The 25,300-nt window shown below is 74.6% G+C and carries 19 protein-coding genes; 10 read left to right on the top strand and 9 right to left on the bottom strand.

What is annotated here, in order from left to right; genetic code table 11:
• Positions 1-104 precede the first annotated feature (104 nt).
• The 3 genes from ACSNOG_RS16055 to mgtA all read right to left on the bottom strand — a co-directional run bounded on the left by ACSNOG_RS16055 (position 105) and on the right by mgtA (position 4,376).
• Entirely contained in the window at positions 105-323 is a 219-nt protein-coding gene (locus tag ACSNOG_RS16055; RefSeq protein ID WP_436753333.1) for a hypothetical protein, read from the bottom strand.
• A gap of 408 nt (positions 324-731) precedes the next feature.
• Positions 732-1,526: an MgtC/SapB family protein gene (locus ACSNOG_RS16050; protein ID WP_436753332.1), complete on the bottom strand. Its 795-nt coding sequence runs from the start codon at positions 1,524-1,526 to the stop codon at positions 732-734.
• 99 nt (positions 1,527-1,625) lie between these two features.
• Positions 1,626-4,376: a magnesium-translocating P-type ATPase gene (gene mgtA, locus ACSNOG_RS16045; protein ID WP_436753331.1), complete on the bottom strand. Its 2,751-nt coding sequence runs from the start codon at positions 4,374-4,376 to the stop codon at positions 1,626-1,628.
• A gap of 599 nt (positions 4,377-4,975) precedes the next feature.
• Here mgtA and ACSNOG_RS16040 point away from each other — a divergent pair.
• Positions 4,976-5,977, top strand: coding sequence for an endonuclease/exonuclease/phosphatase family protein (locus tag ACSNOG_RS16040; RefSeq protein ID WP_436753330.1), 1,002 nt, complete (start codon positions 4,976-4,978; stop codon positions 5,975-5,977).
• A 119-nt stretch (positions 5,978-6,096) separates the two neighbouring features.
• Here the strand turns inward: ACSNOG_RS16040 and ACSNOG_RS16035 are convergent, their stop codons facing one another.
• Together ACSNOG_RS16035 and ACSNOG_RS16030 are read right to left on the bottom strand one after the other, a co-directional pair.
• Positions 6,097-6,342: a hypothetical protein gene (locus ACSNOG_RS16035; protein WP_436753329.1), complete on the bottom strand. Its 246-nt coding sequence runs from the start codon at positions 6,340-6,342 to the stop codon at positions 6,097-6,099.
• A 122-nt stretch (positions 6,343-6,464) separates the two neighbouring features.
• Positions 6,465-8,162 carry a PucR family transcriptional regulator gene (locus ACSNOG_RS16030; RefSeq protein WP_436753328.1) on the bottom strand — a complete coding sequence of 566 codons (1,698 nt, stop codon included), beginning with the start codon at positions 8,160-8,162 and terminating at the stop codon, positions 6,465-6,467.
• 309 nt (positions 8,163-8,471) lie between these two features.
• Here ACSNOG_RS16030 and ACSNOG_RS16025 point away from each other — a divergent pair, with 309 nt between their 5' ends.
• The 6 genes from ACSNOG_RS16025 (at position 8,472) to ACSNOG_RS16000 (ending at position 15,626) form a co-directional block, all read left to right on the top strand.
• On the top strand, positions 8,472-9,359 hold the full coding sequence (locus tag ACSNOG_RS16025; RefSeq protein WP_436753327.1) for an FAD binding domain-containing protein: 888 nt from the start codon (positions 8,472-8,474) through the stop codon (positions 9,357-9,359).
• Complete coding sequence (locus ACSNOG_RS16020) at positions 9,350-9,937, top strand: (2Fe-2S)-binding protein (protein WP_436753326.1); 588 nt, start codon at positions 9,350-9,352, stop codon at positions 9,935-9,937. The genes ACSNOG_RS16025 and ACSNOG_RS16020 overlap by 10 nt, the downstream gene beginning before the upstream one ends.
• Positions 9,934-12,312 carry a xanthine dehydrogenase subunit D gene (gene pucD / locus ACSNOG_RS16015; protein ID WP_436753325.1) on the top strand — a complete coding sequence of 793 codons (2,379 nt, stop codon included), beginning with the start codon at positions 9,934-9,936 and terminating at the stop codon, positions 12,310-12,312. The genes ACSNOG_RS16020 and pucD overlap by 4 nt, the downstream gene beginning before the upstream one ends.
• A gap of 129 nt (positions 12,313-12,441) precedes the next feature.
• On the top strand, positions 12,442-13,899 hold the full coding sequence (locus tag ACSNOG_RS16010) for an NCS2 family permease (RefSeq protein WP_436753324.1): 1,458 nt from the start codon (positions 12,442-12,444) through the stop codon (positions 13,897-13,899).
• Between the two features lie 39 nt (positions 13,900-13,938).
• Positions 13,939-15,174 carry an XdhC family protein gene (locus tag ACSNOG_RS16005; protein WP_436753323.1) on the top strand — a complete coding sequence of 412 codons (1,236 nt, stop codon included), beginning with the start codon at positions 13,939-13,941 and terminating at the stop codon, positions 15,172-15,174.
• Between the two features lie 314 nt (positions 15,175-15,488).
• Positions 15,489-15,626, top strand: a complete 138-nt coding sequence (locus ACSNOG_RS16000) for a hypothetical protein (protein ID WP_436753322.1) — start codon at positions 15,489-15,491, stop codon at positions 15,624-15,626.
• Between the two features lie 68 nt (positions 15,627-15,694).
• On the opposite strand, the gene ACSNOG_RS15995 is transcribed toward ACSNOG_RS16000, so the two are convergent.
• Positions 15,695-17,746: a GTP-binding protein gene (locus ACSNOG_RS15995; protein WP_436753321.1), complete on the bottom strand. Its 2,052-nt coding sequence runs from the start codon at positions 17,744-17,746 to the stop codon at positions 15,695-15,697.
• Positions 17,747-18,094: 348 nt separating this feature from the next.
• Between ACSNOG_RS15995 and ACSNOG_RS15990 the strand changes: the two genes are divergently transcribed.
• Positions 18,095-18,895, top strand: a complete 801-nt coding sequence (locus ACSNOG_RS15990; protein WP_436753320.1) for a hypothetical protein — start codon at positions 18,095-18,097, stop codon at positions 18,893-18,895.
• 31 nt (positions 18,896-18,926) lie between these two features.
• Here the strand turns inward: ACSNOG_RS15990 and ACSNOG_RS15985 are convergent, their stop codons facing one another.
• Entirely contained in the window at positions 18,927-19,775 is an 849-nt protein-coding gene (locus ACSNOG_RS15985) for a GntR family transcriptional regulator (protein ID WP_436753319.1), read from the bottom strand.
• A 117-nt stretch (positions 19,776-19,892) separates the two neighbouring features.
• Here ACSNOG_RS15985 and ACSNOG_RS15980 point away from each other — a divergent pair, with 117 nt between their 5' ends.
• Entirely contained in the window at positions 19,893-20,714 is an 822-nt protein-coding gene (locus tag ACSNOG_RS15980) for a (2Fe-2S)-binding protein (protein WP_436753318.1), read from the top strand.
• Between the two features lie 198 nt (positions 20,715-20,912).
• Entirely contained in the window at positions 20,913-21,974 is a 1,062-nt protein-coding gene (locus ACSNOG_RS15975) for a DUF2637 domain-containing protein (protein WP_436753317.1), read from the top strand.
• Positions 21,975-22,007: 33 nt separating this feature from the next.
• On the opposite strand, the gene ACSNOG_RS15970 is transcribed toward ACSNOG_RS15975, so the two are convergent.
• Both ACSNOG_RS15970 and ACSNOG_RS15965 read right to left on the bottom strand, forming a co-directional pair.
• On the bottom strand, positions 22,008-22,586 hold the full coding sequence (locus tag ACSNOG_RS15970; protein WP_436753316.1) for an ATP-binding protein: 579 nt from the start codon (positions 22,584-22,586) through the stop codon (positions 22,008-22,010).
• Between the two features lie 338 nt (positions 22,587-22,924).
• Positions 22,925-25,300 (bottom strand): protein phosphatase 2C domain-containing protein (locus tag ACSNOG_RS15965; RefSeq protein ID WP_436753315.1); only part of this gene is annotated, 2,376 nt, incomplete at its 5' end.

Below are 25,300 nucleotides of genomic sequence, written 5' to 3'. Positions count from 1 at the left end.
ACTATTCCTTCTACTGCAGCGGTCTGAATTGCCCGCGATAAACGCGGGCAGCCGTGAACCCCGGAACAGGGGAGGAGTTCCGGGATTCACAGGTGGCGGTTTTCTCAGAGACCGGCGACGCCCGCGCGGACGCCGACGATGCCCTCGACCTGACCGACCGTGCCGGGGACGGCCTGGACGGTGTTGAGCGAGGTCACGGTGCCGAGAACGTTGTGAACGTCGCCGGTCACGGCGCCGAGCAGGCCGCCCGAGATGCTCACGCCGCCGGAAACGGCGTCCAGCTCGGCGTCGGCGATCTCACGGGTCTCAAGGTTGTCACGCATAATGGCGCACCTTTCGCTTGTGTCTGAATTTTTCTCGATTGACCGCGTCGGCCCGGCCTGTTCGGCCACCGTTCAAAGAGCCGGTCGCGATGCCGCAGATATAAGCACGCGAACGGGTGGTGCGGCCAACCGCATTGACGTCCCGACAGCCTTTTCACCAGCGGGCTTTCGGATTCCTTCGCGGGATCATCACACCTTCTTCACAAGATCGAGTAACAGATACACGGGCACCGGAATCCGCACGGAACATAAACGGACACACGCCCATCAAGCGCGTCGGGCATAACCGGCATATCCAAGGCCGGTGAACGGGGGCTACCGCCGGTACCCGGAGGTTGTGGAGATTTCCCGGAGCGACGTTCCGCGACGGGGCCCGCACTCAGGGTGCGGGCTTCCTGGTCACGCGCGTCACCGCCCCGTGAAGAAGTCCCTCACCCGGCGCCGCCCCCGTCGCTCCGCCGTGTAGTCGTCGTCGGATTCGTCGTCGGGTCCTTGCAGGACGGTCCAGCTGACGGCGGAGACCGCGGGTTCCAGGGAGAGGCGGCTGACGGCCTCCTCCAGGAGGCTGTCGTCGCGGCGCTCCGTGGTGAGGTCGGCCGAGACGGTGACCTTGCCGGGGGCCTCGGCGTCCGCGCTGTAGACCGAGCGCAGGCGGAAGCCGGGGCGGGCGACGGCCTGGACGACGAGGGTGCGGACGTGGGCCTCCTCGGGCTCGGTGCACACGGCCTCGAAGTGGTAGTCGGTGGCCACTTCCGCGCCGCCGTGCGGGCCCCGGTCCAGGCCGCGGGCCAGCGGCCTGAGCAGGGTGTTGGCGCCGACGACGCCCACGGTGCCGAGGGCTGCCACCACGTACAGCCCGGTGCCGGCCAGGGCGCCGACGGCGGCCGAACACCACAGGGTCGCCGCGGTGTTGAGGCCGCGCACGCTCAGCCCGTCGCGCATGATGACACCCGCGCCGAGGAAGCCGATGCCGGAGACGATCTGCGCGGCGACGCGGGAGCCGTCGTAGCCGGTGGTGCTGGTGGCGGAGGCGAAGCCGTACTGCGAGAGGAGGACGAAGAGGGCGGATCCGGCCGCGACCAGCGCGTTCGTGCGCAGACCCGCCATCCTGGCCCGCCACTGGCGCTCCAGGCCGATGATCGCACCGAAGCCCAGGCCCGCCGCGATGTTGGCCGCCATGTGCCACTCGTTGACCACAACCATGATCCACCTTCCTCGTCGGTATCTCTATCGGCCGGTCACGGCCAGGTGTTGAGCCGGCCACGGCCAGGCGCTAGCCGTCACAGCCAGGCGTTGGGCCGGTCACAGCCAGGTGTCGAACCGCCGCACGTACCAGCTCTTGACCACCTGGGTCAGGGCGCAGTACGCGAGCAGGATCGCGATCAGCCACGGGAAGTAGCCGAGCGGCAGCGGCTCCATCGACAGCGCCGGGGCCAGTGGCGAGAACGGCAGGAGCAGGCCGAACGCCATCACCACGGCCGTCATCACCATCACCGGAGCCGAGGCCCGGGAGCCGATGAAGGGCACCTTGCGGGTGCGGATCATGTGGACGATGAGGGTCTGGGACAGCAGTCCCTCGACGAACCACCCGGACTGGAACAGCGTCCGGCCCGCCTCGCTGTCCGCCCCGAAGACGTTCCACAGCACCAGGAAGGTGGTGATGTCGAAGACCGAGCTGATCGGCCCGATGAAGAGCATGAACCGGGCGATTCCCCTGGCGTCCCACGTGCGCGGCGTGCGCAGGTACTCGGGGTCCATCCGGTCCCAGGGCGTGGCGAGCTGCGAGACGTCGTAGGCGAGGTTCTGCACCAGCAGGTGGATCGCCAGCATCGGCTGGAAGGGGATGAAGGCGCTGGCCACCAGGACCGAGAAGACGTTCCCGAAGTTCGAGCTCGCCGTCATCTTGATGTATTTGATGGTGTTGCCGAAGGTGGTGCGGCCCTGCTCGACTCCCTGCTCCAGGACCATCAGGTCCTTCTCCAGCAGGATGATGTCGGCCGACTCCTTGGCGATGTCGACGGCCGTGTCGACGGAGATGCCGACGTCAGCGTCGCGCAGCGCGGCGGCGTCGTTGATGCCGTCGCCCAGGAAACCGACGGTGTGTCCCTCGGCCTGGAGCGCCCGGACGATGCGGGCCTTCTGCACGGGGTTGGTCTTGGCGAAGACCGTGGTGGCGCGGACCAGGGCGCGCAGCCCGGGCTCGTCCAGGGTGTCGATGACGGCCCCGGTCACGACGGCCCCCTCGTCGATACCGACGTCGATGCCGACGTCGGCGCAGACGCGCGCGGCGACGAGCTCGTTGTCGCCGGTGACGACCTTGACGGCGACGCCTTGGTCGGCCAGGGCCCGCAGGGCCGCGGCGGCGTCCGCCTTCGGCGGGTCGAGGAAGGCGAGGAAGCCGGCGAGGGTCAGGCCGTCCTCGTCCGCGACGCCGTAGGTCTCGCGCTCGGCGGGCAGCGTACGGGTCGCGACGGCCAGTACCCGCAGGCCCTGCCGGTTGTTGTCCTCGGCGGTGCGGGTCACGCGGCGGCGCAGTGCGGCGTCGAGCTCGACGCGGCGGCCGGCGTCGTTCATGTGGGTGCACAGCGCGAGGACTTCCTCGACGGCTCCTTTGGTGATGAGGACGTGCTCGGCGGCTCCCTCGGGACCCTGCAGGCCCTTGTGGCGCAGGACCACCGACATCCGGCGGCGGGCGAAGTCGAAGGGGATCTCGTCGACCATGGTGAAGCGGGCGTCGACGACAACCTCCTCGGCCTCGAGCACGCGGTCGATGACCGCCTGGTCCATGAGGTTGCGCAGCCCGGTCTGGAAGTGGCTGTTGAGGTAGGCGCATTCGAGGACCTCGGCGTCCTCCCGGCCGTGCGCGTCGAGGTAGCGGTCGAGAACGATGCGGTCCTCGGTGAGCGTGCCGGTCTTGTCCGTGCACAGCACGTCCATGGCGCCCAGGTTCTGGATGGCGTTCAGCCGCTTGACGACGACCTTGCGCTGGGACAGGGCGACGGCGCCGCGCGCGAGGTTCGTGGTGACGACCATCGGCAGCATCTCGGGTGTGAGGCCGACGGCCACGGCGACGGCGAACATGAACGCCTCGTCCCAGTCGCCCTTGGTGAGGCCGTTGAGGGCGAACACGAGCGGCACCATCACGAGCATGAACCGGATCAGCAGGAAGCTGACCTTCTTCACGCCGGCGTCGAAGCCGGTCTCGGGGCGCTCGCCGACGAGCGAGCCGGCCATCGACCCGAAGTAGGTGTCGGCGCCGGTGGCGACGACGACGCCGGTGGCGGTGCCGGAGGTCACCGAGGTGCCCATGAGGCAGAGGTTGTCGGCCTCGACGGGGTCGGCGGTCGTGGACTGACCGTAGTCGTGGGCACGGGTGTCGGCCTTGGCGACCGGCAGCGACTCGCCGGACAGCGCGGCCTGGCTGACCATCAGGTCCTTGGCCGTGAGCAGGCGCAGGTCGGCGGGGACGAGGTCGCCCGCGGCGAGGCGGACGACGTCGCCGACGACGACGCGGTCCATCGGGATCTCGACGGTGGCCGGGGCCGCGCCGTGGCCGTCGCGGCGCCGGACGGCCGTGGTCGTGGTGACCAGGGCCCGCAGCGCGGCCGCGGCGCCCGCCGAGCGGTGCTCCTGCCAGAACCGCAGCAGGCCGCTGACCAGCACCATCGCACCGATGATGGGGATCTTGGGGTCGAAGGGCTCCTCGTCGGCGACCTGCAGCCACTGCACGTACATGACCGCCAGCAGGACGACGAGGATCATGATGAAGGGGTTTCCGAAGGCCTTCGCGAGCCGGGTGTACCAGCGCGGTCCGGTGTCGTGCGCGACGACGTTCGCCCCGTCGCGCGCGAGCCGCGCCTCGGCGTCGTCCCGGCGCAGGCCGTGCGGGGTGGCGCGGGTGTCCTGCAGGACCTGGGTGGCCGGGCGGCCGCTGATCCGGGCCAGGCGGTCGCCGGCGGCACGGGTGCGGGCCTCCAGCTCGGCGGCCTTCCTCTCACGGCGGGCACGGCCCGGCGGAGCGAGCTTACGGGGGGTGAGGGTGGAGTGGGTCATGGCGGAACCTCTCTCCCGGGCACGACGGCACGACCGGCATGACGGCACGACGGCATGGCGGCACGACGGCACGACGGCGAACCGCGTGACGGCACGGCGGTACAACGGCATGGCGACATAGCGGCATGGCGTGGCCGCGCCGCGGCCCGGAGGGGTGAAGGAACGGCGCAGGGCAGCACGAGGCGCCCCGGGCACGGAAAAGGAACGTCAGCGAAACGCCGGCGAACACCAGCGAACACCAGCGAGTGTCAGCGGCCACGAAGGCCGGAATCACGACATCGCCGAACCATCACGAATCGCTGAGCACGAAAAGGGAAAATCCACCGCCGTAGCGGAATGCTCACGGAGATCGGCAGGCCGACGTCAGCAGGCCCGGCTATGGGCCCGGCAACCGGTCAGCTCAGCGCAGCGCAGCACACCGGCGAGGACTTCCCTCGGGACTCCGACTGGTCATCCCGATCACCTCCTCGCTCGTACGTCCATCATGCGGCACCGCGCGAAATACACGCCAAATGCGGCCGGAGCGGCACCTTCAGCGTCTAGCTTGCCATATGACGTCAAGCCGTCCGCAATCAGTTGGTCATACAAGGGTCAAAACCATGGACGAGGCCGGCCCGGAGTCCTGGGCGGACCAGGTCTCTCCTCCTCCCCTCATCCGGCGCAAGGCCGCCCGCTGGTGCGCGGGCCTGCTCCTGCTGCTGGTGAGCGGGCCGCTGCTGTGCCGCGCCTGCGACGTGGACGGCGTCACGCCCATGCCCCAACTGCTGGCGTTCCTGCCCTGGTTGCTCGCTCCGGCCGCGACGGCGCTGGTGCTGGCAGCGGGCACGCGGTGGCTCGCCGGGTGCGTGTGGGCGCTGACGGCGGTCCTCGGCACGCTGTACTTCCTGCCTCCGTACGCGGCGGGCGGCGCACCGGCCGCCGGCCCGGTGGTGGCCCGGCTGCGCATCCTGACCGCCAACCTGGAGTTCGGCGGGGCCACGCCGGGCCTGCTGGAGGCCCTGCGGCGCGAGAAGCCGGACCTGGTCTCGGTGCAGGAGTGCGCGCCGGAGGAGTGCGCACCGGCCCTGGAGGGCGCGCAGGTGCGGGCCGCGTTCCCGTACCGGGTGATCGTCGGCGGCGGCGCGGCGCAGGGTTCGGCGCTGCTGAGCAGGTTCCCGCTGCGGCCGGACGGCGAGGTGCGCGGCACGCTGGCGATGCCCCGGGCGCTGGTGCGGGTGGCGGGGGCACAGTTGCTGTTCCAGGTGGCGCACCCGATGCCGCCGGTGGCGGGCGGGCTGGAGCTGTGGCGTACGGAGCTGGGCCGCGTGCGTGCCATGGCGGCGGCCCGCGGCGCCGCCCCCACCGTGATCGCGGGCGACTTCAACGCCTCGCAGGACCACGCGGCCTTCCGCTCGGTCCTGGACACGGGGATGCGGGACGGCGCGGCCGCGCTCGGCCGCTCCCGGACCCCCACGTGGCCGTCCCTGACGGCGCCCCCGCTGGGCGCCCAGATCGACCACGTCCTCCTCAGCCCGGCGCTCGAACCCCGCAGCGCCCGCTTCCTGGACCTGGCGGGCACGGACCACCGGGCGCTGGTGGTGGATGCGGAGCTGCACGGGTGAGGGAAAGCTGCACGGCCGAGGCGGAGTTGCACGGCCGAGGCGGAGTTGCACGGCCGAGGCGGATCTGCACGGCCGAGGCGGATCTGCACGGCTGAGGGGGAGCGCCGGGCAGCCCGACGTCACACCGGCGGCAGGGCGTCCGGACCGATGACGGGCGTGTCGTCCTCGTGCAGCACCCGGCACGGGGGGCGGTGCTTGCAGAAGAAGCCCCGGCCCGTGCAGTAGGGGCAGAGGTGAGCGCCCGTCATGTTGCCGCCCTCGCCGGACTCGTCGAGGTAGAGCACGGCCGCGTGGTAGTCGCCGCTCCCCCGGCATGCCTTGCAGAAGGCGTGCGGGCCGGGGCACACCTCGTCAGGATCACTCATATCCGTGATGATGCGCGCCTGCCGCAGGAGCCGTACCCCACTTGGGTGCGACTCCTCCTTTCTGCGTACGGACCCGGTCTTTCGTCGTACGTCCGGCGGACCGGGCGGGCGCCGCGCCGCCCTCAGCTCATGCGCAGGGCCAGGAAGAAGTCCAGCTTGTCCTCCAGGCGCGACAGGTCGCGGCCCGTCAGCTGCTCGATCCTGCCGACGCGGTAGCGCAGGGTGTTGACGTGCAGGTGCAGCCGCGTCGCGCACCGGGTCCAGGAGCCGTCGCAGTCGAGGAACGCCTCGAGCGTCGGGATGAGCTCGGCGCGGTGCCGGCGGTCGTAGTCGCGCAGCGGGTCCAGGAGCCGGGCGGTGAAGGCGCGCCGGACGTCGTCGGGGACGAAGGGGAGCAGCAGGACGTGCGAGGCCAGCTCCTGGTGGCCCGCCGCGCACACCCGGCCCGGGCGCGCGGCGGCGACCCGCCGGGCGTGGCGGGCCTCCTCCAGCGCGCCGCGCAGGCCCTCCGCCGAGTGGACGGCGGCGCTGACGCCGAGCGTGAGGCGGCCGTCGTCGTCGAGGCCGCGGGAGAGCGGCTCGCGGACGGCCGCGAGGATCCGGTCGGCGTGCAGGCCGGGGATGCCGCCCCCCTCGGCGCCCTCGCCGCCCTCCGGCGCGGACGGCACGGCGGGCAGCGGCACCAGGGCCACGGCTTCGTCGCCCATGTGGGCGACGGCGATCCGGTCGGACGGCTCGGGGCCGGTCGCCCGCGGGTCGACCAGCATCTCCTCCAGCAGGGCCTGGGCGACGGGCCCGCCCGGGACGTCGCCCTCCTCCCATTCGACGCGGGCGACGACGACCTGCCAGTGCGGCGCCGTGCCGAGGCCGGGCAGCAGGACGGGCGCGGCGACGCGCAGGCGGGCGGCGATCTCGGCGGGGACGGCCCCCGCCTGGACGAGTTCGAGGACCTCCTGCGCGAGGCGGCGGCGCACGGTGCGGGCGGCGTCGCGCCGGTCCCGCTCGACCGCGATCAGCTGGGTGACGCCGTCGAGCAGGTCGAGTCGCTCGGGCGACCAGTCCCCGGCGTCGGCCTCGACGGCCAGCAGCCAGTCCGACAGGACCGTCTCGCGCACGTCGCGGGCCGCGAGGGCGCGGCCGCTGTGGCTGATGGGGAAGAGTGAGTACGTGTCGCCGGCGACGGTCACCCGGTGCGGGCCGCGCCGGCCCGTGCGCGCGGCGGCCAGGTGCTCGCCGGCCAGGGCCGCGCTGACCGCGGCGGGCAGCTCGGGCCCTGCGCCCGCCAGCGAGGAGCCGGCGATGGGGCGGCCGGTCGGGGAGAGCACCCACGCCCGCAGGTCGAGGTCGGAGCCGAGCAGGTCGAGGACGACCTCGGGGCCGCCGCCCGCCGGGCCCGAGGTCATCAGCCGGCGGTGCCGGTCGACGACCGCCGCCAGGTCCCCGGCGCGCTCGCTCGACACCTGCCGGACGACGTGCTCGGTGATGGACGCGAAGGAGACGCTCTCGTGGACCGCGAACAGCGGCAGGCGGTGGCGGTCGCAGGCCCGTACGAGATCGTCGGGGATGGAGGCCATCTCGGCCTCGCCCGCCGCGAGCCCCGCCACGCCCGCGCCCGTGAGGATCCGTACGAACCGCTCGGAGTCCTCCGGCTCCCGCCGCCAGGCGAGGCCGGTGAGGACCAGCTCGCCGCCGGAGAGGTAGCGGCTCGGGTCGCGCAGGTCGGTCGTCATCACGCCGCGCACCGTGCGGTCCAGCTCGTCCTCGCCGCCGAGCAGTCGGAGGCCCAGCGCTTCGGTCTCCAGGAGTGCGCGCAGCCGCATCGTGGGTCGCCGCCGATCTGTCTTGTTGTTACCAGTGGAATGCAGTGAGGTTTCTCAACCCCGTCTTTCGTTCGAATCTACAAGATGGGTGCTCTGGCCAGCCAACCGCTTCATGTTTTCGGTGACTGCACCGCCCCGCCGGGCGCTCGCTGTACTGGTTCCACGGCGTGCGCAACGGCCGTACGGGGCGGCGGACCGCCGCGCCGGATCCCCCCACCGGACCCGCCCGGCAGGCCCGGCGCGTCCCCTCGCGCGACCCCGTGAGACCGATCGAGCGACCCTGTGAGACCGATCGAGAAGAGAAGCCCCATGGAGTTCCTGCGCCCCGGCAGCTGGGAAGAGGCTCTGGCCGCCAAGGCCGAGCACCCGGCGGCCGTTCCCCTGGCGGGTGGCACGGACGTGATGGTCGAGATCAACTTCGACCGGCGCCGGCCGGAGCACCTGCTGGACCTGACCCGCATCGGCGATTTGTACGAATGGGAGACCGGGGAGGGCGAGGTCCGGCTGGGCGCCTCCGTCCCGTACGCACGGATCATGGAGGAGCTGCGGGCCGAGCTGCCGGGCCTGGCGCTCGCGGCGCACACCGTCGGCTCGCCGCAGATCCGCAACCGCGGCAGCGTCGGCGGCAACCTCGGCGCCGCCTCGCCCGCCGGGGACTCCCACCCGCCGCTGCTGGCGGCGGGCGCGCGGGTGGAGGCGGAGTCCGTGCGCGGCACCCGCCTGATCCCGGCCGAGGAGTTCTACACCGGCGTCAAGCGCAACGCCCTCGCGCCGGACGAGCTGATCCGGGCCGTGCGGATCACGACGGCGGACGGGCCGCAGCAGTTCTCCAAGGTCGGCACCCGCAACGCCATGGTCATCGCCGTCTGCGCGTTCTCCCTGGCCCTGCACCCGCGCAGCCGCACGGTGCGCACCGGCATCGGCTCCGCGGCCCCCACGCCGGTGCGGGCCCGGGCCGCGGAGGACTTCCTCACCGCGGCCCTGGAGGAAGGCGGCTGCTGGGAGTCCGGGCGGCCCGTCGCCCCCTCCGCCGCCCGGCGGTTCGCCGAGCTCGCCGCGGGCGCCTGCAGGCCGATCGACGACGTGCGCGGCAGCGCCCGCTACCGCCGGCACGCGGTCGCCGTGATGGCGCGCCGCACGCTCGGCTGGACGTGGGACGCCTACCGCAGCGGGGGGAGGGACAGCCGGTGCGCGTGAACTTCACGGTCAACGGCCGGCCGCAGCAGGCCGACGACGTGTGGGAGGGCGAGAGCCTGCTGTACGTCCTGCGGGAGCGGCTCGGGCTGCCGGGCTCGAAGAACGCCTGCGAGCAGGGCGAGTGCGGCTCGTGCACGGTCCGCCTGGACGGGCTGCCCGTGTGCGCCTGCCTCGTGGCGGCCGGCCAGGCGGAAGGGCGGGAGGTCCTCACCGTCGAGGGCCTCGCCGAGCACGCCCGGCGGCGCGCCGCGGGCGGCAGCGGCACCCCGGCGGCGCCCGCGGGCACGAGCCCGGACGAGGCCCGCCGCTGGACGGCCGCGCCGGACGACGGCGCGAGCGCCGCACCGCTCTCCCCCGTCCAGCAGGCCTTCGTCGACGCCGGCGCCGTCCAGTGCGGCTTCTGCACCCCCGGCCTGCTCGTCGCCGCCGACGAGCTCATCGAGCGCAACCCCGAGCCCTCCGACGCCGACATCCGCGAGGCCCTGTCGGGCAACCTGTGCCGGTGCACCGGCTACGAGACGATCCTGGACGCGGTCCGCCTCGCGGCCGCCCGCGCCGGAGAGGCGGGCCCGCGATGAGCACCGCGCCCACCCCCGCAGGGCTCGCCCGGACCGCCGGGGCCCACGGCGGCGTCGGCGAGTCCGCCCTGCGCCCCGACGGCACGCTGAAGGTCACCGGCGAATTCGCCTACGCCTCCGACCTGTGGCACGAGGACATGCTGTGGGGATCCACCCTCCGCAGCCCCCACGCCCACGCCCGGATCCTCTCCACCGACGTCTCCGGGGCGCTCGCCACCCCGGGCGTGTACGCGGTGCTGACCCACGCCGACCTGCCCGCCGCGACCCGCTACGGGCTGGAGATCCAGGACACCCCCGTCCTCGCCGACGGCGTCGTGCGCTACCACGGCGAGCCCGTCGCCCTCGTGGCCGCCGACCACCCCGAGACGGCCCGCCGCGCCGCCGCCCGGATCCGTATCGCCTACGAGGAACTGCCCGTCGTCCACGACGAGGAGAGCGCCACCGCCCCCGGCGCGCCCCTGCTGCACCCCGCCCGCGACGACGCGCACGCCGCGCACGTCCCGCACCCGAACGTCGTCCACCGCCAGCCCGTCGTCCGCGGCGACGTCGCCGCGGCCGGGGCCCTTGCCGACGTCGTGGTCAGCGGCGACTACGAAGTGGGCATGCAGGACCAGGCGTTCCTCGGCCCCGAGTCCGGGCTCGCCGTGCCCGCCGAGGACGGCGGCGTCGACCTCTACATCGCCACCCAGTGGCTCCACGCGGACCTGCGCCAGATCGCCCCCGTCCTCGGCCTCCCCGAGGAGAAGGTCCGCATGACCCTCTCCGGCGTCGGCGGTGCCTTCGGCGGGCGCGAGGACCTGTCCATGCAGGCCCACGCGTGCCTGCTCGCGCTGCGCACCGGCCGGCCCGTGAAGATGGTCTACAACCGCTTCGAGTCCTTCTTCGGCCACGTGCACCGCCACCCGGCCAGGCTCCACTACGAGCACGGGGCGAGCAGCGACGGACGGCTGCTGTACGTGAAGGCGCGCATCGTCCTCGACGGCGGCGCCTACGCCTCCTCGTCGCCGGCCGTCGTCGGCAACGCGGCGTCCCTGGCCGTCGGCCCGTACGTGGCGGACGCCGTCGATGTCGAGGCCCTCGCCCTCTACACCAACAACCCGCCGTGCGGGGCGATGCGCGGCTTCGGCGCCGTCCAGGCCTGCTTCGCCTACGAGGCCCAGATGGACGAGCTGGCCGGCCGGCTGGGCCTGGACCCGGTGGAGTTCCGGCAGCGCAACGCCATGGAGCAGGGCGCCGTGATGCCCACCGGGCAGGTCGTGGACGCCCCCGCGCCCGTCGCCGAGCTGCTGCGCCGGGTGCGGGCCCGCCCGCTGCCGCCCGAGCGGCCGTGGGAGAGCGCCGGGGGCGGGCCGGACATCCGCTCCCTGCCGGGCGGGCTGTCCAACACCACCCACGGCGAGGGGGTGGTGCGCGGCGTCGGCTACGCGGTCGGGATCAAGAACGTCGGCTTCTCGGAGGGCTTCGACGACTACTCCACGGCCCGCGTGCGGCTCCAGGTGACCGGCGGGCAGCCGGTGGCCACGGTGCACACCGCGATGGCCGAGGTCGGCCAGGGCGGGGTGACCGTCCACGCCCAGATCGCCCGCACCGAACTCGGCGTCACCCGGGTCGTCCTGCAGCCCGCCGACACCCGCGTGGGCTCGGCCGGCTCCACGTCCGCCTCCCGCCAGACCTACGTCACCGGCGGCGCCGTCCGCCACGTCTGCGAGGCGGTGCGCGAGCAGGTCCTCGCGCTCGGCCGCGCCCGGTTCGGGGCCTCGCACCCCGCGTGGGCGCAGGACGGGCTCGTGCTGGAGGGCGGCAAGGTCGCCACCGGGGCGGGCGAGGTGCTCGCCGCCCTCGCCGACGTCCTGGAGGACGAGGTGATCGACGTCGAGCGCGAGTGGCGGCACCGGCCCACCGAACCCTTCGACCTGCGCACCGGGCAGGGCAACGGCCACGTCCAGTACTCCTTCGCGGCCCACCGCGCCGTCGTCGACGTCGACACCGGGCTCGGGCTGGTCAAGGTCGTGGAGCTGGCCTGCGCGCAGGACGTCGGCAAGGCCGTCAACCCGCTGGCGGTCACCGGCCAGATACAGGGCGGCACCGTCCAGGGGCTGGGCCTCGCGGTCATGGAGGAGATCGTCGTCGCCGGGGACGGGCGGGTGCGCAACCCGTCCTTCACCGACTACCTGATCCCCACGATCCTCGACACCCCCGCCATCCCCGTCGACGTCCTCGAACTCGCCGACGAGCACGCCCCCTACGGGCTGCGCGGCGCGGGCGAGGCGCCCACGCTGTCGGCCACCCCGGCCGTCGTCGCGGCGATCCGGGCGGCGACCGGGCTCGCGCTGCGGCGCGTGCCGGTGCGGCCCGAACACCTCACCGGCACCTGAACGCCACCGGCACCCGCACTCCCCGGCCGCGCGCCCCCCAGCGGCCGGTGACGTGCCGTCCCTTCGTCTCGGGCCGTCCCCCGGGTCGTGCAGCCGAACCACCTACCCGGACCTTGGGAGCAGGCACCCATGACCCAGCCATCCGTGGAGCCGAGAGCCACGGCGCAGGACGCGGGCGCGGGCCCGCGCCGCTCCGCCGCCTCCCGGCTCGACCGCTACTTCCACGTCAGCGCCCGCGGTTCCACCATCGGCCGGGAGGTGCGCGGCGGCACCACCACCTTCATGGCGATGTGCTACATCCTCCTGCTCAACCCGCTGATCCTCTCCGGCCCGGACGCCGCCGGGAACCGGCTCGGGCACGCCGGGCTGATCACCGCCACCGCGCTCGCCGCGGCGGTCTGCACCCTCCTCATGGGCCTCGTCGGCAAGGTGCCCCTCGCCCTGGCCGCGGGGCTGGGCGTCTCCGGGGTGCTCTCCACGCAGGTGGCGCCCCACGTGACCTGGCCGCAGGCGATGGGGATGTGCGTCATGTACGGCGCGGTGATCGTGCTGCTGGCGGTCACCGGCCTGCGCGAGCTGATCATGAATGCGATACCGCTCGCCCTCAAACACGCCATCACCATGGGCATCGGCATGTTCATCGCCCTGATCGGGCTGGTCAAGGCCGGTTTCGTGCACGCCTCCAAGGGCGGCGGGCCGGTGACGCTCGGCCCCGCGGGCGAACTGGCCGGCTGGCCCGTGCTGGTCTTCTGCGTCACCCTGCTGGCCGTCCTCATGCTGCAGGCCCGCGACGTCCCCGGCGCGATCCTGATCGGCATCGTCGTCGGCACGGTGCTGGCCGTCGTCGTCGACGCCGCGGCCGGCCCGGGGCCCGCCGCCTGGCAGAACGGCGCGCCCGAGCTGGGGGGCAGTGCCGTGTCGCTGCCGGACTTCTCGCTCTTCGGGCACGTGGAGTTCGGCGGCTGGGGATCGCTGGGCGTCGTCGGCATCACGATGATCGTCTTCACGCTCGTCCTGGCGGGCTTCTTCGACGCCATGGCCACGATCATCGGCGTCGCCACCGAGGCCCGGCTGACCGACGAGCACGGACGGCTGCCGGGCCTGAGCAAGGCGCTCTTCATCGACGGCGCCCCCCGCGCCGTCGGCGGGGTGGCGGGGGCCTCGGGGCAGACGGTGTTCATCGAGTCGGCGACCGGCGTCGGCGAAGGCGCCCGGACGGGCCTGTCGTCCGTCGTGACGGGGCTGTTCTTCACCGCCTGCCTGTTCTTCACGCCGCTGACGCGCCTCGTGCCCGGCGAGGTCGCCGCCGCCGCGCTCGTCGTCATCGGAGCGATGATGATGAGCAATGCCCGGCACGTCGACTGGAGCGACCGGGCCGTCGCCGTCCCGGCCTTCCTCACGGTGGTGCTGATGCCGTTCACGTACTCCATCACGGCGGGCGTCGGAGCAGGCGTCATCGCCTTCACGGCGATCAAGGCCGCCCAGGGCAAGTGGCGCGAGCCCGGCGTCTTCATGTGGCTGCTGACGGCCGTGTTCACCGGGTACTTCGCCCTGCATCCGATCGAGGGCTGGCTGGGCGTCAAGTAGTCGCATCACCACGCACGTCGCGCAAGGAGAGGGCTCGTCATGCTGGACATCGCCGAGGAGCTGCACCGCTGGTGCGGGGAAGGGCGCGCGTTCGCCGTCGCCACGGTGGTCGCGGTCGAAGGCAGCGCACCCCGCCGGCCGGGCGCGGCCCTCGCCGTCGACGCCGGCGGCACGGCGGTCGGCTCGGTCTCGGGCGGGTGCGTGGAGGCCGCGGTGTACGAGCTGTGCCGCGCCGCGCTGGAGAGCGGCGAGAGCGTGCGGGAACGGTTCGGCCCCGCGGGTGAGCACGTGGGCGGACCGGCCGGGGAGTACGAGGAGTACGAGGAGTATGAGGAGGACGGGGAGGCCGGGGAGGACGCCTTCGCCGTGGGCCTGACCTGCGGCGGCGTCATGGACGTGCTGGTCGTCCCGGTCCTGCCGGACGCCCCCGGGCGCGCCGTTCTGGCGCAGGCGCTGGCGGCGGCCGCGGCGGGCGAGCCGGTGGCGCTCGCCCGGGTGGTCGCAGGCCCGGAGGGGCTGCTGGGCCGGGCCCTGCTCGTCCGGGCGGACGGCGGTTACGCGGGGACGCTCGCGGACTCCGGCGGGCTGGACCGCACGGTCGCCGCGGAGGCCGCCGCACTGCTGGCCGCCGGCCGGACGGGCACGGTCACGGCGGGCGCGCAGGGCGCGGCCGGGGCGCGCTGCGGGGAGCCGGTGACGTGCCTCGTGGAGTCGTGCCTGCCGCCCCCGCGCATGATCGTCTTCGGGGCGGTGGACTTCGCCGCCGCCCTCGTCCGGGCCGGCAAGTTCCTCGGCTACCACGTCACCGTCTGCGACGCGCGGCCCGTGTTCGCGACGGCGGAGCGCTTTCCCGGGGCGGACGAGGTCACCGTCGACTGGCCGCACCGCTACCTCGACGCCCAGTGGGCGGCCGGGGCGCTCGACGCCCGGACGGTCCTGTGCGTGCTGACCCACGACGCCAAGTTCGACGTGCCGCTGCTGGAGCGGGCCCTGGAGCTGCCGGTCGCCTACGTCGGCGCGATGGGCTCGCGCCGTACGCACGAGGACCGGCTCGGCCGGTTGCGCGAGGCGGGCGTCGGCGAGCGCGCCCTGGGCCGGCTGCGCTCGCCGATCGGGCTCGACCTGGGGGCGCGCACCCCGGAGGAGACGGCGCTGTCCATCGCGGCGGAGATCGTCGCGCTCCGACACGGGGGTACGGGTGTGCCCCTGACGGACGCGCGCACGCCGATCCACCGCGCGCCGCGGCCGGAGGTGACGGTGGGGCCGGTGGCCTGAGAGAGGTGCCCCGGCCCTGAGCCCGGTCGCCTGCGGGAGGGCCACCACGGCTCCCGCCGCCCCGCCCCCGGCGACCGGCCCGGCCCCGTCCGCGGCCGCCGCACCGGCCGGCACGCCCCGGGGCGCGTACGGCGACGGCCTGCCCGTGGCCGGCACGTTCTTCAGCAGCCCCCACCCCACGGGCCGGGACCGCGGCAGCAGCCTCCTCGTCCGCTGGCCGGACGGCTCGCTCGGCTCGTACGCCGCGACGGGCACCCCGCCCTCGGCATGGGCACCCGCCTGCAGGCCCCGGACCCTCGTGGGCGGGCCCGGCCATGGCCATGGGTGACCTCGGCGGCTCGGGCCGCCCCGACGGGCCGGTCGTCCGCCGGGCCGACGGCGGGACGTCCCTGCACGAGGGGCTGAGCGCCGACGGCCCGGGGCAGTGGTACCCGCAGGTCACCAACGGCTGAGCCGCAGGACGGCGGGCCGGGGACGCGGCGCCGCGGGGAAAGGCCTCCCTCGGCGCCGCGCGCGCCGCCTAGGGGAGGTCCGCCGCGCTGCCGGGCGTCCCGTTCCGCGCCGCCGTCAGGTGCCGCAGGTAGGCGGCCCGGTTGAGCGGGTCGCCGTCCGTGCGCGGGCGCACCGGCGGGCGGCCCGCGAGGGGCCGGTCGGCGGCCGGGAGGGTCCACCAGACGCCCTCGCCGCGGGTCAGGGCGGGCAGGCGGCGTTCGACGCCGGGGGCGCCGCGCGCCGGGATCGTGCCCTTGAGGACGCACGTCTCCGCGCCGGTCGCCGTGTCGTGGATCTCGGCCCCGAGCCCGGCCAGCAGGCCCGTGACGGCGCTCAGGGCGTCTGCGGGGGCCTCCAGTTCGTAGGCGTGGCAGGGCTCGTACACCCGGGTGCCCGCCCGGGCGAGGGCGGCCATCAGCACCAGCGGGGTCAGCTTGCGGAAGTCGGCGGCGGTGCTCACCGGTGCCGCGAAGCCCGAGCGCGTCAGCGTGACCGCGCAGGCGGTGACCGGCCAGCCGTACAGGCCCTGGGCGAGGGTGCGGTGGACGGTCTCCTCGATCGCGCGGTCGAAGGCGAGCGGCAGGGCGCCGAGTTCGGTCTCCCGGCGGAAGACGATGCCCGACCCCGGCTCGCCCGGCTCGACGCGCAGCCCGACCGTCGCCCAGAAGGCGTGGCCTCCGTGCCGGCCGATCTCCTCGTACGCCTCGCCCGTTCCGGTGACCCGCTCGCGGTGGACGGTGCTGCTCCCGTCGAAGACCGCCTCGACGCCGAACTCCTCGGCCAGCGTCGCCGCGACGATCTCCTTCTGCACCTCGCCGTAGAGCAGCACGGACGTGCCGCCGCCCGCCGGCAGGGCGCGGGTGCCGATGAGCGGGTCCTGGTCGGCCAGGGCGGTGAGCGCGGCGTGCAGCCGGCCCGCGTCCTGCGGGCGCACGGGCCTGACCACCGCCTCCAGGCCGGGCGGGGCGAAGTGCGGCCGGTACGCGTCCTCGCGGGCGGGGCCGAGGCGGTCGCCCACCCTGACCTCCGCCAGGCCCCTGATCCGGGCGATGTCCCCGGCCGTGGCCCGGTGCCGGGCGGCGCCGGGCGGCCCGGCCTCGACCACCACGAGGGAGGTGACGCGGCCGGTGTGCTCCGTGCGCCCGCCGCCGGCCTCCTGCCGGTGCAGCGTGATGCGGTCGCGCTCCGCGACCGCGCCCGAGAAGAGGCGCAGGTAGGCGGTCTTCTCCCCGGAGGGCCCGCGGTCGACGGCGAAGACCGTGCCGGTGGCCCCGGGGCCGGAGCGGCCGCGCGCGGGCCGGAGGTAGCGCACCATGCCGTCGATCAGGCCCGCCACGCCCTGGCCGGTCGCGGCCGAGCCGAACCAGACGGGGTGGACGCAGCCGCGCGCGGTCTGCCGCGCGAGGGTCTCCTGCAGTTCACGGGGCGTCACCGGCCGGTCCTCGACGAGCTTGGCGAGCAGCGCCTCGTCGTTCTCGGCCAGCGCCTCGGCAACGGCCTCGCGGAAGGCGGGGTCCTCGTACGAGCCGGGGACGGTGCGGGCGGTGGGGGTGCCGATGCCGCGCACGGTGGCCATGGGGACCACGTGCGGGGTCAGCCTGCGGCGGATCGCCGCGAGCGTCTCCGCCTCCCGGGCGCCCGCGCGGTCGGTCTTGTTGACGAACACGAGGGTGGGCAGACGCAGCCGCCGCAGCGTCTTCATCAGCACGCGCGTTTGCGCCTGCACACCTTCGACCGCGGACAGGACGAGGACCGCCGCGTCGAGGACGCCGAGGGCGCGCTCGACCTCGGCGATGAAGTCGCCGTGGCCGGGGGTGTCGACGAGGTTGACGCGCAGGGCGCCGACGCGGAAGGGCGCGACGGCGGTGCGAATGGTGATGCCGCGGCGCCGTTCGAGCTCGCCGCTGTCGGTACGGGTGCTGCCGGCGTCGACGCTGCCGAGCCGGTCGATGGCGCCGGTGTCGAAGAGCAGGCGCTCGGTGAGGCTCGTCTTACCCGCGTCGACGTGCGCGAGGATGCCGATGTTCAAAACGGGCTCCGCGGGCAGACAGAGCCCGGAGAGCAGGGTGTGCGTACGCAAAGAAGTCCTCGGAAGAAGTCGTCCGGTCAGGGCGCTGGGGGATTCCGAGGCTTCGGCGCATGTGCGGTGTCTCCCGAGGTGTGAGGGCTTCGCGGCGCACACGAGGGCGCGCGCCGCCATCCTGACAGCCGCTCAGCGCGGCGATCCAGCGATTTTCCGGCAGCCCATATGAGCATCATCGCGCTCATGAGGCGCTCACTCTTGGTAATGTGCACGTACCGCTGGGAGAGCATTTGTGAATTGATTCACACCTGACCCTTGGCCGGGCCCTCGTCTTCGTGCTGAGATGCGGGCACGGCTTTCCAGCTCGACGGCGCGCTTGGGGAGGGCACTGTGGCGGACACCGCCATGCGTAACGGTTTGCCGGAGCCGCGGGGACCGCAGGACGGGGATCCGCGGGGGGACGATCCACTGGAGCGGGCCGTGTGGCGCTTGCGCTCACGCGCCTGCTGGGACGACGCCGCGGCCCTGCTCGCACCGCGCGCGGCCGCCGAGCCCGGGCGGGCCCTGCAGCGGACGGCGGTGCTGACCGAGCGGTGCATGTTCACGGGCGAGGGCTGGGGGGCCGCCGAGGACGCGCTGCGGGCGGCGGAGGCCCTGGCCGCGGACGACGAGGAGCGCGGGGCGGCGGCGTGCGAGCGCGGCCACCTGGCCTACGCGTCCACGCTCCTGGGCGTCCGCGACCGGGCCGACGAGGCGCGTTCGGCCCTGGGCAGGGCGGCGGCCCTGCTCGCGCCCGGCTCCCCGACCCGCCCCCTGCTGCACTTCCGCCGCGGCCTGATCGCCCAGCACCTGTCGGACAACCCCTCCGACGCGACGGCCGCCTTCCAGCGCGCCCACGCGGGGGCGACCGCGCAGGGGCAGCGCCTGCTGCTGTCCTTCACCTGGCGGCACGTGGCGGCCATGGCCGAGCACGAGGGCAAGCTCGGCGAGGCGCGCTACGGCTTCGCGGAGTCGCTCCGCATCCGGGAGGAGCTGGGCTATCTGGTGGGCATCGCCCCGGCGCTGGCCTCGCTCGCCGCCGTCCTGGAAGACCCGCAGGAGGCGGCCCGGCTGCGGGAGGAGGCCGCCCGGCTGGTGCGCCTGCTCGGCGGCGTCCCGGGCTGGCTGGCGGGGCAGCTGGCCCCTGCGGCGACGGCGCCGGACTGAACCGCGAACCGGCGGGGGCGCGTCGCGCTCCTCACTCCGCTCCCGCGAAGTGCCCCCTGGCCAGCGACTCGGTCCGCTCCACGTCGCGCGCGGCCAGCGCCTCCAGCAGGGCGTGGTGTTCGGCCGCGTCCGCGACGAGGTCGGCCGCGCGGGGCGGCCGGCCGTGGGCCGTCGGCCACTGCGCGCGGCGGTGGAGCTCGTCGGCGACGGCGACCAGCTGGTGGTTGCCCGCGAGGCCGAGGAGCGCGCGGTGGAAGGCGCGGTCGGCCTCGGCGTAGAGCGCGCGGTCGCCGGTGGCCGCGGCCGCGCACGCCGCCTCGGCGAGCGGCCGGAGCCCGTCCCAGCGGGCGGCCGGGACCGTACGGGCCAGGCGCAGCAGCACCGGGACCTCCAGCAGGGCGCGCACCTCGGCGAGCTCGGCGAGCTCGCGCGCGGTGCGCGAGGTGACGCGGAAGCCGCGGTTGGGCACGACCTCGACGGCGCCCTCCAGGGCCAGCTGCTGCATCGCCTCGCGCACGGGCGTCGCCGACACGCCGAAGCGCTCGCCGAGCGCGGGACCGGAGTACACCTCCCCCGGCGTCAGCTCGCCGCTGACCAGGGCCTTGCGCAGGGCGTTCAGCACCTGGCCGCGCACCGAATGCCGCTGGGGCAGCCTGCGGGCCGGAGCGGGTACGGGCGCGGCGCCGAGGCCGGGGCCCCCGCGCTCCCGGTATCCCCCCTCACCGTGGACGTGCTCGCCGCGGGCCGCTTCCGCGCGAAGACCGGCACGGCCGCCGGCAGGAGCGTCGGCGGGAACGGCCTCGCTGCACGCGGCCTGCGCCGGCACGTCGGCGAACGGCCTCGCGGCCGGCGCGGCGGTGCGGGATCTTCCCTGCTCCATTGGGGTCCTCCTGATGTCCTTTCTGAACCATAGGCGGCCCCTCCGGTAGTTCAAACCCCGATCAACCGGGGTAAGGTAAGCCTTACCCGCAGAACGATCGCGATTCGGTGGTCCTGAATGACGTCCGCCCCGGCTGCCCCGCCCTCGCTCTCGGACTCCTACGCCCGCCTCGCCGAGGTCTTTCCCGCCCTGTCCGTGACCGCCGGACCGCCGTGCACCGGCGAGGGCTGGGTGAGCGCCGCGGGGCTCGCGGAGGGCGGCGGCGAGCTGGACGCCTTCCTCGCGTGGGACGACGAGCAGATCCGGCGCGACCACGGCGCGCGGGCCCGCCCCGACGTGGTCGCGAGCGTCGGCCTGCACCGCTACGCCTGGTCGTTCTGCCTGCTCGTCACCGTCCCCTGGCTGCTGCACCGAAGAGTGCCGTGGCTGGCCGCCGAGGACGTCTCCTTCCACCGCGCCGAGGGCCGGATGACCGCTCGCGCGGCGGAGTTCGCGTGTTTGCCCGGCGATCCCGCGGCCGGTCTGCCGGGCGCCCGGACGGTGCCCGGAGAAGAGGAGTTGCGTGCGGAAGTGCGCGCTTCCATTGCCGCGCATTTCCCGCCCGTGCTGGCAGGCTTCCGGACGCGGACGCGGCGCGGCCCGCGCGCCCTGTGGGGCATGGTGACGGACGAGCTGGCCGAGTCCCTGTGGTATGTGGGACAGCTGCTCGGCGAGGAGGAACGCGTACGCCGCGAACTGGCCCTGCTGCTGCCGGGGGTGACGCCGCCGTACGTCGGCGGTGCGGCCTTCCGGATGCTTACCGGCCGCCTGGGAGAGCCGATTCCGACCCGCGACCGTGTCAGTTGCTGCCTCTTCTACACCGTGCGCCCCGAGGACACCTGTACGACCTGCCCCCGCATGTGCGACACGGACCGGGTGCAACGGCTGTCCGTAAGCTGACCGGCCTCACACCACTCGATCGGGTGAGGTGAAGGGAACGCAATTCCCTCTTCCCTGAATGGCGTTCGAATTTCTTCGCACCTATCCGTATGCCGTTGCCCTCCATTGGCAGGCAGTTGGCGCGAAACCCCTTGGCGAACGGACCGATTCCGTCAGGATGGCGCGCGAAAGGCCGTACAGCTATGCAAGGGACGCAAGATGAGAGTGACCGATATACCGCTGAATTGGATGCTCCCCAGTGTCGTGGCGCTCGCCGGGGCCGTGGTGGCGGTGACGGTGCTCGCACGCGGCCGGCACGGCGCGGACGACGCGGGGGGCGGCGCGGATTCCTGGGAGCGCAACGAGGAGCGCAGACGGCGCAAGGAGGCCATCTACGGAAGCGCCTCGTACGTCCTGCTGTTCTGCTGCGCCGCGGTGGCCGCCGCCCTCTCCTTCCACGGCCTCGTGGGGTTCGGGCGGCAGAACCTGGGGCTGACGGGCGGCTGGGAGTACCTGGTGCCCTTCGGCCTCGACGGGGCCGCCATGTTCTGCTCGGTGCTGGCAGTGCGCGAGGCGAGCCACGGCGACGCCGCCCTCGGCTCGCGCATGCTCGTGTGGACCTTCGCCAGCGCCGCGGCCTGGTTCAACTGGGTGCACGCGCCCCGGGGCCTGGACCACGCCGGGGCGCCGCAGTTCTTCGCGGGCATGTCGCTGTCGGCGGCCGTCCTCTTCGACCGCGCGCTCAAGCAGACCCGCCGGGCCGCCCTGCGCGAACAGGGACTGGTGCCCAGGCCGTTGCCGCAGATCCGGATAGTCCGCTGGCTGCGGGCTCCTCGCGAGACCTTCGGCGCCTGGTCCCTGATGCTCCTGGAAGGCGTCCGCTCCCTCGACGAGGCCGTGGAGGAGGTCCGCGAGGACAAACGCCAGCGGGAGCAGGCCAGGGCCCGCAGGAGGGAAGCCGGCAAGCTCGAGCGCGCCCGGCTCAAGGCCTACAACCGGCAGAACCGGGTGTGGGGCCGCGTCCGGGGCGGCCGGCAGATCGAGGTCGGCGGTGCCGCCGTGCCGGCGCCCGCCCAGCCGGCGCAGATCGGATCGGACCCTTCCATAGTCGACCAGGGACAGCTTCCCGTCCGCGCGCGTCCGCTGCAGGCAGTCGGCCGCCCTGATCCGATCGACCTCACCGCCGAGGACGACACCCAGGCGATCCCCCGCCTGGACTCGCTCGAGGCCAAGATCGCCCAAATGGAACGGCTCGCCCAGAGCGAGCGGCAGTTCGGCTGAGCCCTGAGCCCTGGGTCGCCGCGCAGCGGCGGTTCAGGGCTCCTGGGCGGCCAGCTCGAACCAGACCGACTTCCCGACGCCGTGGGCGCACACGCCCCAGCCGTCCGACAGGGCGTGGACGAGCAGCAGCCCCCGCCCCGACGTCGCCGCCTTCTCGATGTCGTTCATCTCCGCGGCGCTGTCCCTGACCGGCCCGATGTCCGTGCCCGGGCCGCCCAGCGCGGGATGGGCCGCCACGAAGTCCCGCACCTCCACGCGCAGCCGCCCCTTCGCACGGCCCGCCGCGCCCGTGAGCGCCGCGCCCGCCATGCCCGTGAAGGCGGCCTTGACCACGGCGCCCCCGTCGGTGTGGACCAGGGCATTGGTGACGAGCTCACTCGTGAGCAGCTCGGCGGTCTCCGCACGGCCCGGCGCGCCCCAGCGGGCCAGAAAGCGCCGCAACTCGGCCCGGACTTCCCGGACGCCGGTGAGATCCCGGCGACGGAGCCGCCTTTCGAATAGCGGCCCGGAATGCGCCGCGCCGTCCCCGAAACCGCTCCTGTGGTCCGTCCGGTCCTCCTGCCGTCCCGCGTAGTCCTCCACGTCCGCCCGGCTCGCTGCCTGCCGTTTCATCCTCCCTGCCCCGACCCCTCCCCGGCGCCCCGGCCTCGAACACGCTCGCGCTCACTCACCGCAATGCATGCCCCGGACCACCCTGGACAACGCCTGTTGAGCCATCAACATGGTGATATGACCAAAATCCCGGAGCCTCTTGCGCGGTGCGTGAATATGCCGTTGGCGCGCGCCGTACCGGGAATTTGTGCGGGGCTGGAAGGAATTCCCGGCGCCACCGTCCGTACCGTGCCGGTGCCGCTGCGCCGCGGCGGGCCCGCAGACGGCCGGGGGGGGGGGGGGGGGGGGGGGGGGGGGGGGGGTGACCACGTCACCGCCCCGCCCCGGAACCGGCTCGGCTACGCCTCCCAGAGGGCACACGCCGTACGGTCGTCGGCGTATCCCTTGACCCGCAGCTGGGTGTCGGCGAGGAACGCCGCGAGCCCCGGCGGCTGCTCCCCCGCCCAGCGCTCGGCCAGCCGGCCGCCCAGCTCCGCCTCGCCGCGCATGGGGTCGGCGAGACCCGACGTGCACAGCATCAGCGTGTCCCCCGGCCGGGCCACGGACGCCCGGAAGCGGAACGGCTCTCCCGGCGTCTCCACCTCGGCGGGCTCGACGGGCGGGGCGAGGCCGGGCGTCGGGATGCCGAGGTCCATCGTCATCATGTCGGCGGGCGGCGAACCGTAGCCGATGACCGGCTCGCCCGTGCGCTCCGCCGGCGGGTCCGGCTCCAGGTCCTGCCAGACGCCCTCGCGCAGGCGGAACAGGCCGCCGGTGCCGACGCCGAAGAACACGCGGGTGCGGCACTGCGGGTCGGCCGTCAGCAACAGGCAGCGGACGGTGGCCGTGTACGCGTCCGGCCGCAGGCCCAGTTCGGCGGCGCGGGCGCGCAGCCGCCCGTAGGAGCGGTCGGTGAGCCGGTGCAGGCCCGACTTCAGCTCGCCGCGCCGGCCGCCGCGGATGTCGTCGGCGAGCCGGGCGTGGCTGCGGCCGACGGCGCCGGCCAGCCACGCGCAGGCGTCCCGCGCGGCGCGCGGCGCCACGTCGGACCCGCGCGGGCCGCTGGCCATCGCGACGAGCAGCAGCGCGCCCTCGCCCTCGCCGAAACGGGCGGTCAGCAGGGCGTCCCGGCGGGGCTCGCCCCGGTAGCGCGCCGAATCGCCGCGCAGGGACACGGCCCTCAGCGTGACGGCGCCGTACTGCGCGCCGTCCAGGACCGTGTCCGGCACGAGGCCGTCCAGGTCCTGCGGGTCGGCGGGGGGCCAGGCCGTGGGCTCCGCGTCATAGGTGGGCGGCCGCTCGCCGACGTACTCCGCCCCGCAGGCCGCACGGCGCGGCGGCTGCGGGGGTGCGGCCGGCGGGTGCCGCCGGGGTGGAGTGGACTCGCGGGAGACGACGGGCGGACGGGAGGCCGGCTCGAGGGAGGCCGCCCCGGCTGCGGGCTCGGCGGGTTCGCCGCCGCCGGGCTCGCGAACGGCCGGCTCGGCGGCCCGCCCCGTGATGCGGGCCGGGCTCGCCCCGGGCACCCTCCTCGCCGGCACGGCCGGGGACTCCGGCAGCTCCGGGCGCTGCTGGGCGGGGATCCCGGAGTACTCCGGGTACTCGTACGGCTCGGGGAGCGCCGGCGTCTCCGGCGGGGGCTGCGGGGCGGATGGCTCCGGCAGGGCGCGGCGCGGCGGCCGCGCGGGGCGCTCGGCCCGCACCGGCCTGGCCGACCTTTCGAGCCGCCCCGTCCGCTTGAGCCGCCCGGACGCCTCCGGCCCGTCCGCCCGCTCGTACCCGCCCTGAAGCTCCCGCCGCGAGGGCGCCTGCGGCTGGGCGGGGTCGTCCGTTCCGCCGGGCCCGTCGAGCGGGCCGGGCCGTTCTGTGCGCTCGGCGCGGTCCGCGCGGCGCGCAGGAAGGGGACGGCCGTCGCCGCCCTCGCCGTCACCGTGACGGTCCGCCGACTCCGCAACCTCCGGGTAGCCGAACTCGCCCTCCGCTTCGGACGGGCCGGGCTGTGCGGGACGCTGCGAGCGGCGGGGAGAGGCCCCGCCCCCGGGGCGGTCCGCCGGCTCCGGAGCGTCCGGGTAGCCGGAACGCTGCAGGCGACCGCGGGAAGCCCCGCCGACGGAGCGGTCGTCGTGATCGGGAGCGGCCGAGGCATCGGCGCGGTCGGCGTCTTCGTACGGGTTCAGCTGCGTCGAACGGTTCGAGCGGCCCTGGGCGGGCCCGCCGACCGGGCGGCCGTCCGGGTCGAGTGCCTCCGAGGCATCGGCACTGTCCGCACCTTCGTACAAGCCCACCTGCGGCGAACGGTCCGAGCGGCCCTGGGCGGCCCCGCCGACCGGGCGGCCGTCCGGGTCGAGTGCCTCCGAGGCATCGATGCGGTCCGCACCTTCGTACGCGCTCGCCTGCGGCGAACGGTTCGCGCGGCTCCGGGCGGGCCCGTCGGCGGAGCGGTCGCCGTGATCGGCGGCGTCCGGGGCATCGGCGCGGTCCGCGCCTGGGCCCACCTGCGGCGAACGGTTCGAGCGGCCCTGGGTGGGCCCGTCGTCGAAGCGGTCCGCCGGTTCCGGAGCGGCCGGGTGTTCCCCCTGCTCCGGGGCGTCGGGGTCGTCGGATCCGGCTGCGTATTCCGTACGGTCCGCCGGCTCGGGAGCGGCCGGGGTGTCGGGGCGGTCGGCCCGCGGCGTCCGGCTCGTCCGTGCGGGGCGGGGCGAGCGGCCCGGGCGGCCCGGGCCCTGGCCCACGGC

Origin of the sequence: Streptomyces sp. URMC 124 (genome assembly GCF_051386455.1) — a bacterium.
Lineage (GTDB): Bacteria > Actinomycetota > Actinomycetes > Streptomycetales > Streptomycetaceae > Streptomyces.
This window is presented reverse-complemented; position numbering and strand designations above follow the sequence as displayed.

Bases quoted from the DNA above. Each gene is read 5' to 3' on its own strand.
- ACSNOG_RS16055 (WP_436753333.1), bottom strand. From the start codon at position 323: ATGCGTGACAACCTTGAGACCCGTGAGATCGCCGACGCCGAGCTGGAC.
- ACSNOG_RS16050 (WP_436753332.1), bottom strand. From the start codon at position 1,526: ATGGTTGTGGTCAACGAGTGGCACATGGCGGCCAACATCGCGGCGGGC.
- mgtA (WP_436753331.1), bottom strand. From the start codon at position 4,376: ATGACCCACTCCACCCTCACCCCCCGTAAGCTCGCTCCGCCGGGCCGT.
- ACSNOG_RS16040 (WP_436753330.1), top strand. From the start codon at position 4,976: ATGGACGAGGCCGGCCCGGAGTCCTGGGCGGACCAGGTCTCTCCTCCT.
- ACSNOG_RS16035 (WP_436753329.1), bottom strand. From the start codon at position 6,342: ATGAGTGATCCTGACGAGGTGTGCCCCGGCCCGCACGCCTTCTGCAAG.
- ACSNOG_RS16030 (WP_436753328.1), bottom strand. From the start codon at position 8,162: ATGCGGCTGCGCGCACTCCTGGAGACCGAAGCGCTGGGCCTCCGACTG.
- ACSNOG_RS16025 (WP_436753327.1), top strand. From the start codon at position 8,472: ATGGAGTTCCTGCGCCCCGGCAGCTGGGAAGAGGCTCTGGCCGCCAAG.
- pucD (WP_436753325.1), top strand. From the start codon at position 9,934: ATGAGCACCGCGCCCACCCCCGCAGGGCTCGCCCGGACCGCCGGGGCC.
- ACSNOG_RS16010 (WP_436753324.1), top strand. From the start codon at position 12,442: ATGACCCAGCCATCCGTGGAGCCGAGAGCCACGGCGCAGGACGCGGGC.
- ACSNOG_RS16005 (WP_436753323.1), top strand. From the start codon at position 13,939: ATGCTGGACATCGCCGAGGAGCTGCACCGCTGGTGCGGGGAAGGGCGC.
- ACSNOG_RS16000 (WP_436753322.1), top strand. From the start codon at position 15,489: ATGGCCATGGGTGACCTCGGCGGCTCGGGCCGCCCCGACGGGCCGGTC.
- ACSNOG_RS15990 (WP_436753320.1), top strand. From the start codon at position 18,095: ATGCGTAACGGTTTGCCGGAGCCGCGGGGACCGCAGGACGGGGATCCG.
- ACSNOG_RS15985 (WP_436753319.1), bottom strand. From the start codon at position 19,775: ATGGAGCAGGGAAGATCCCGCACCGCCGCGCCGGCCGCGAGGCCGTTC.
- ACSNOG_RS15980 (WP_436753318.1), top strand. From the start codon at position 19,893: ATGACGTCCGCCCCGGCTGCCCCGCCCTCGCTCTCGGACTCCTACGCC.
- ACSNOG_RS15975 (WP_436753317.1), top strand. From the start codon at position 20,913: ATGAGAGTGACCGATATACCGCTGAATTGGATGCTCCCCAGTGTCGTG.
- ACSNOG_RS15970 (WP_436753316.1), bottom strand. From the start codon at position 22,586: ATGAAACGGCAGGCAGCGAGCCGGGCGGACGTGGAGGACTACGCGGGA.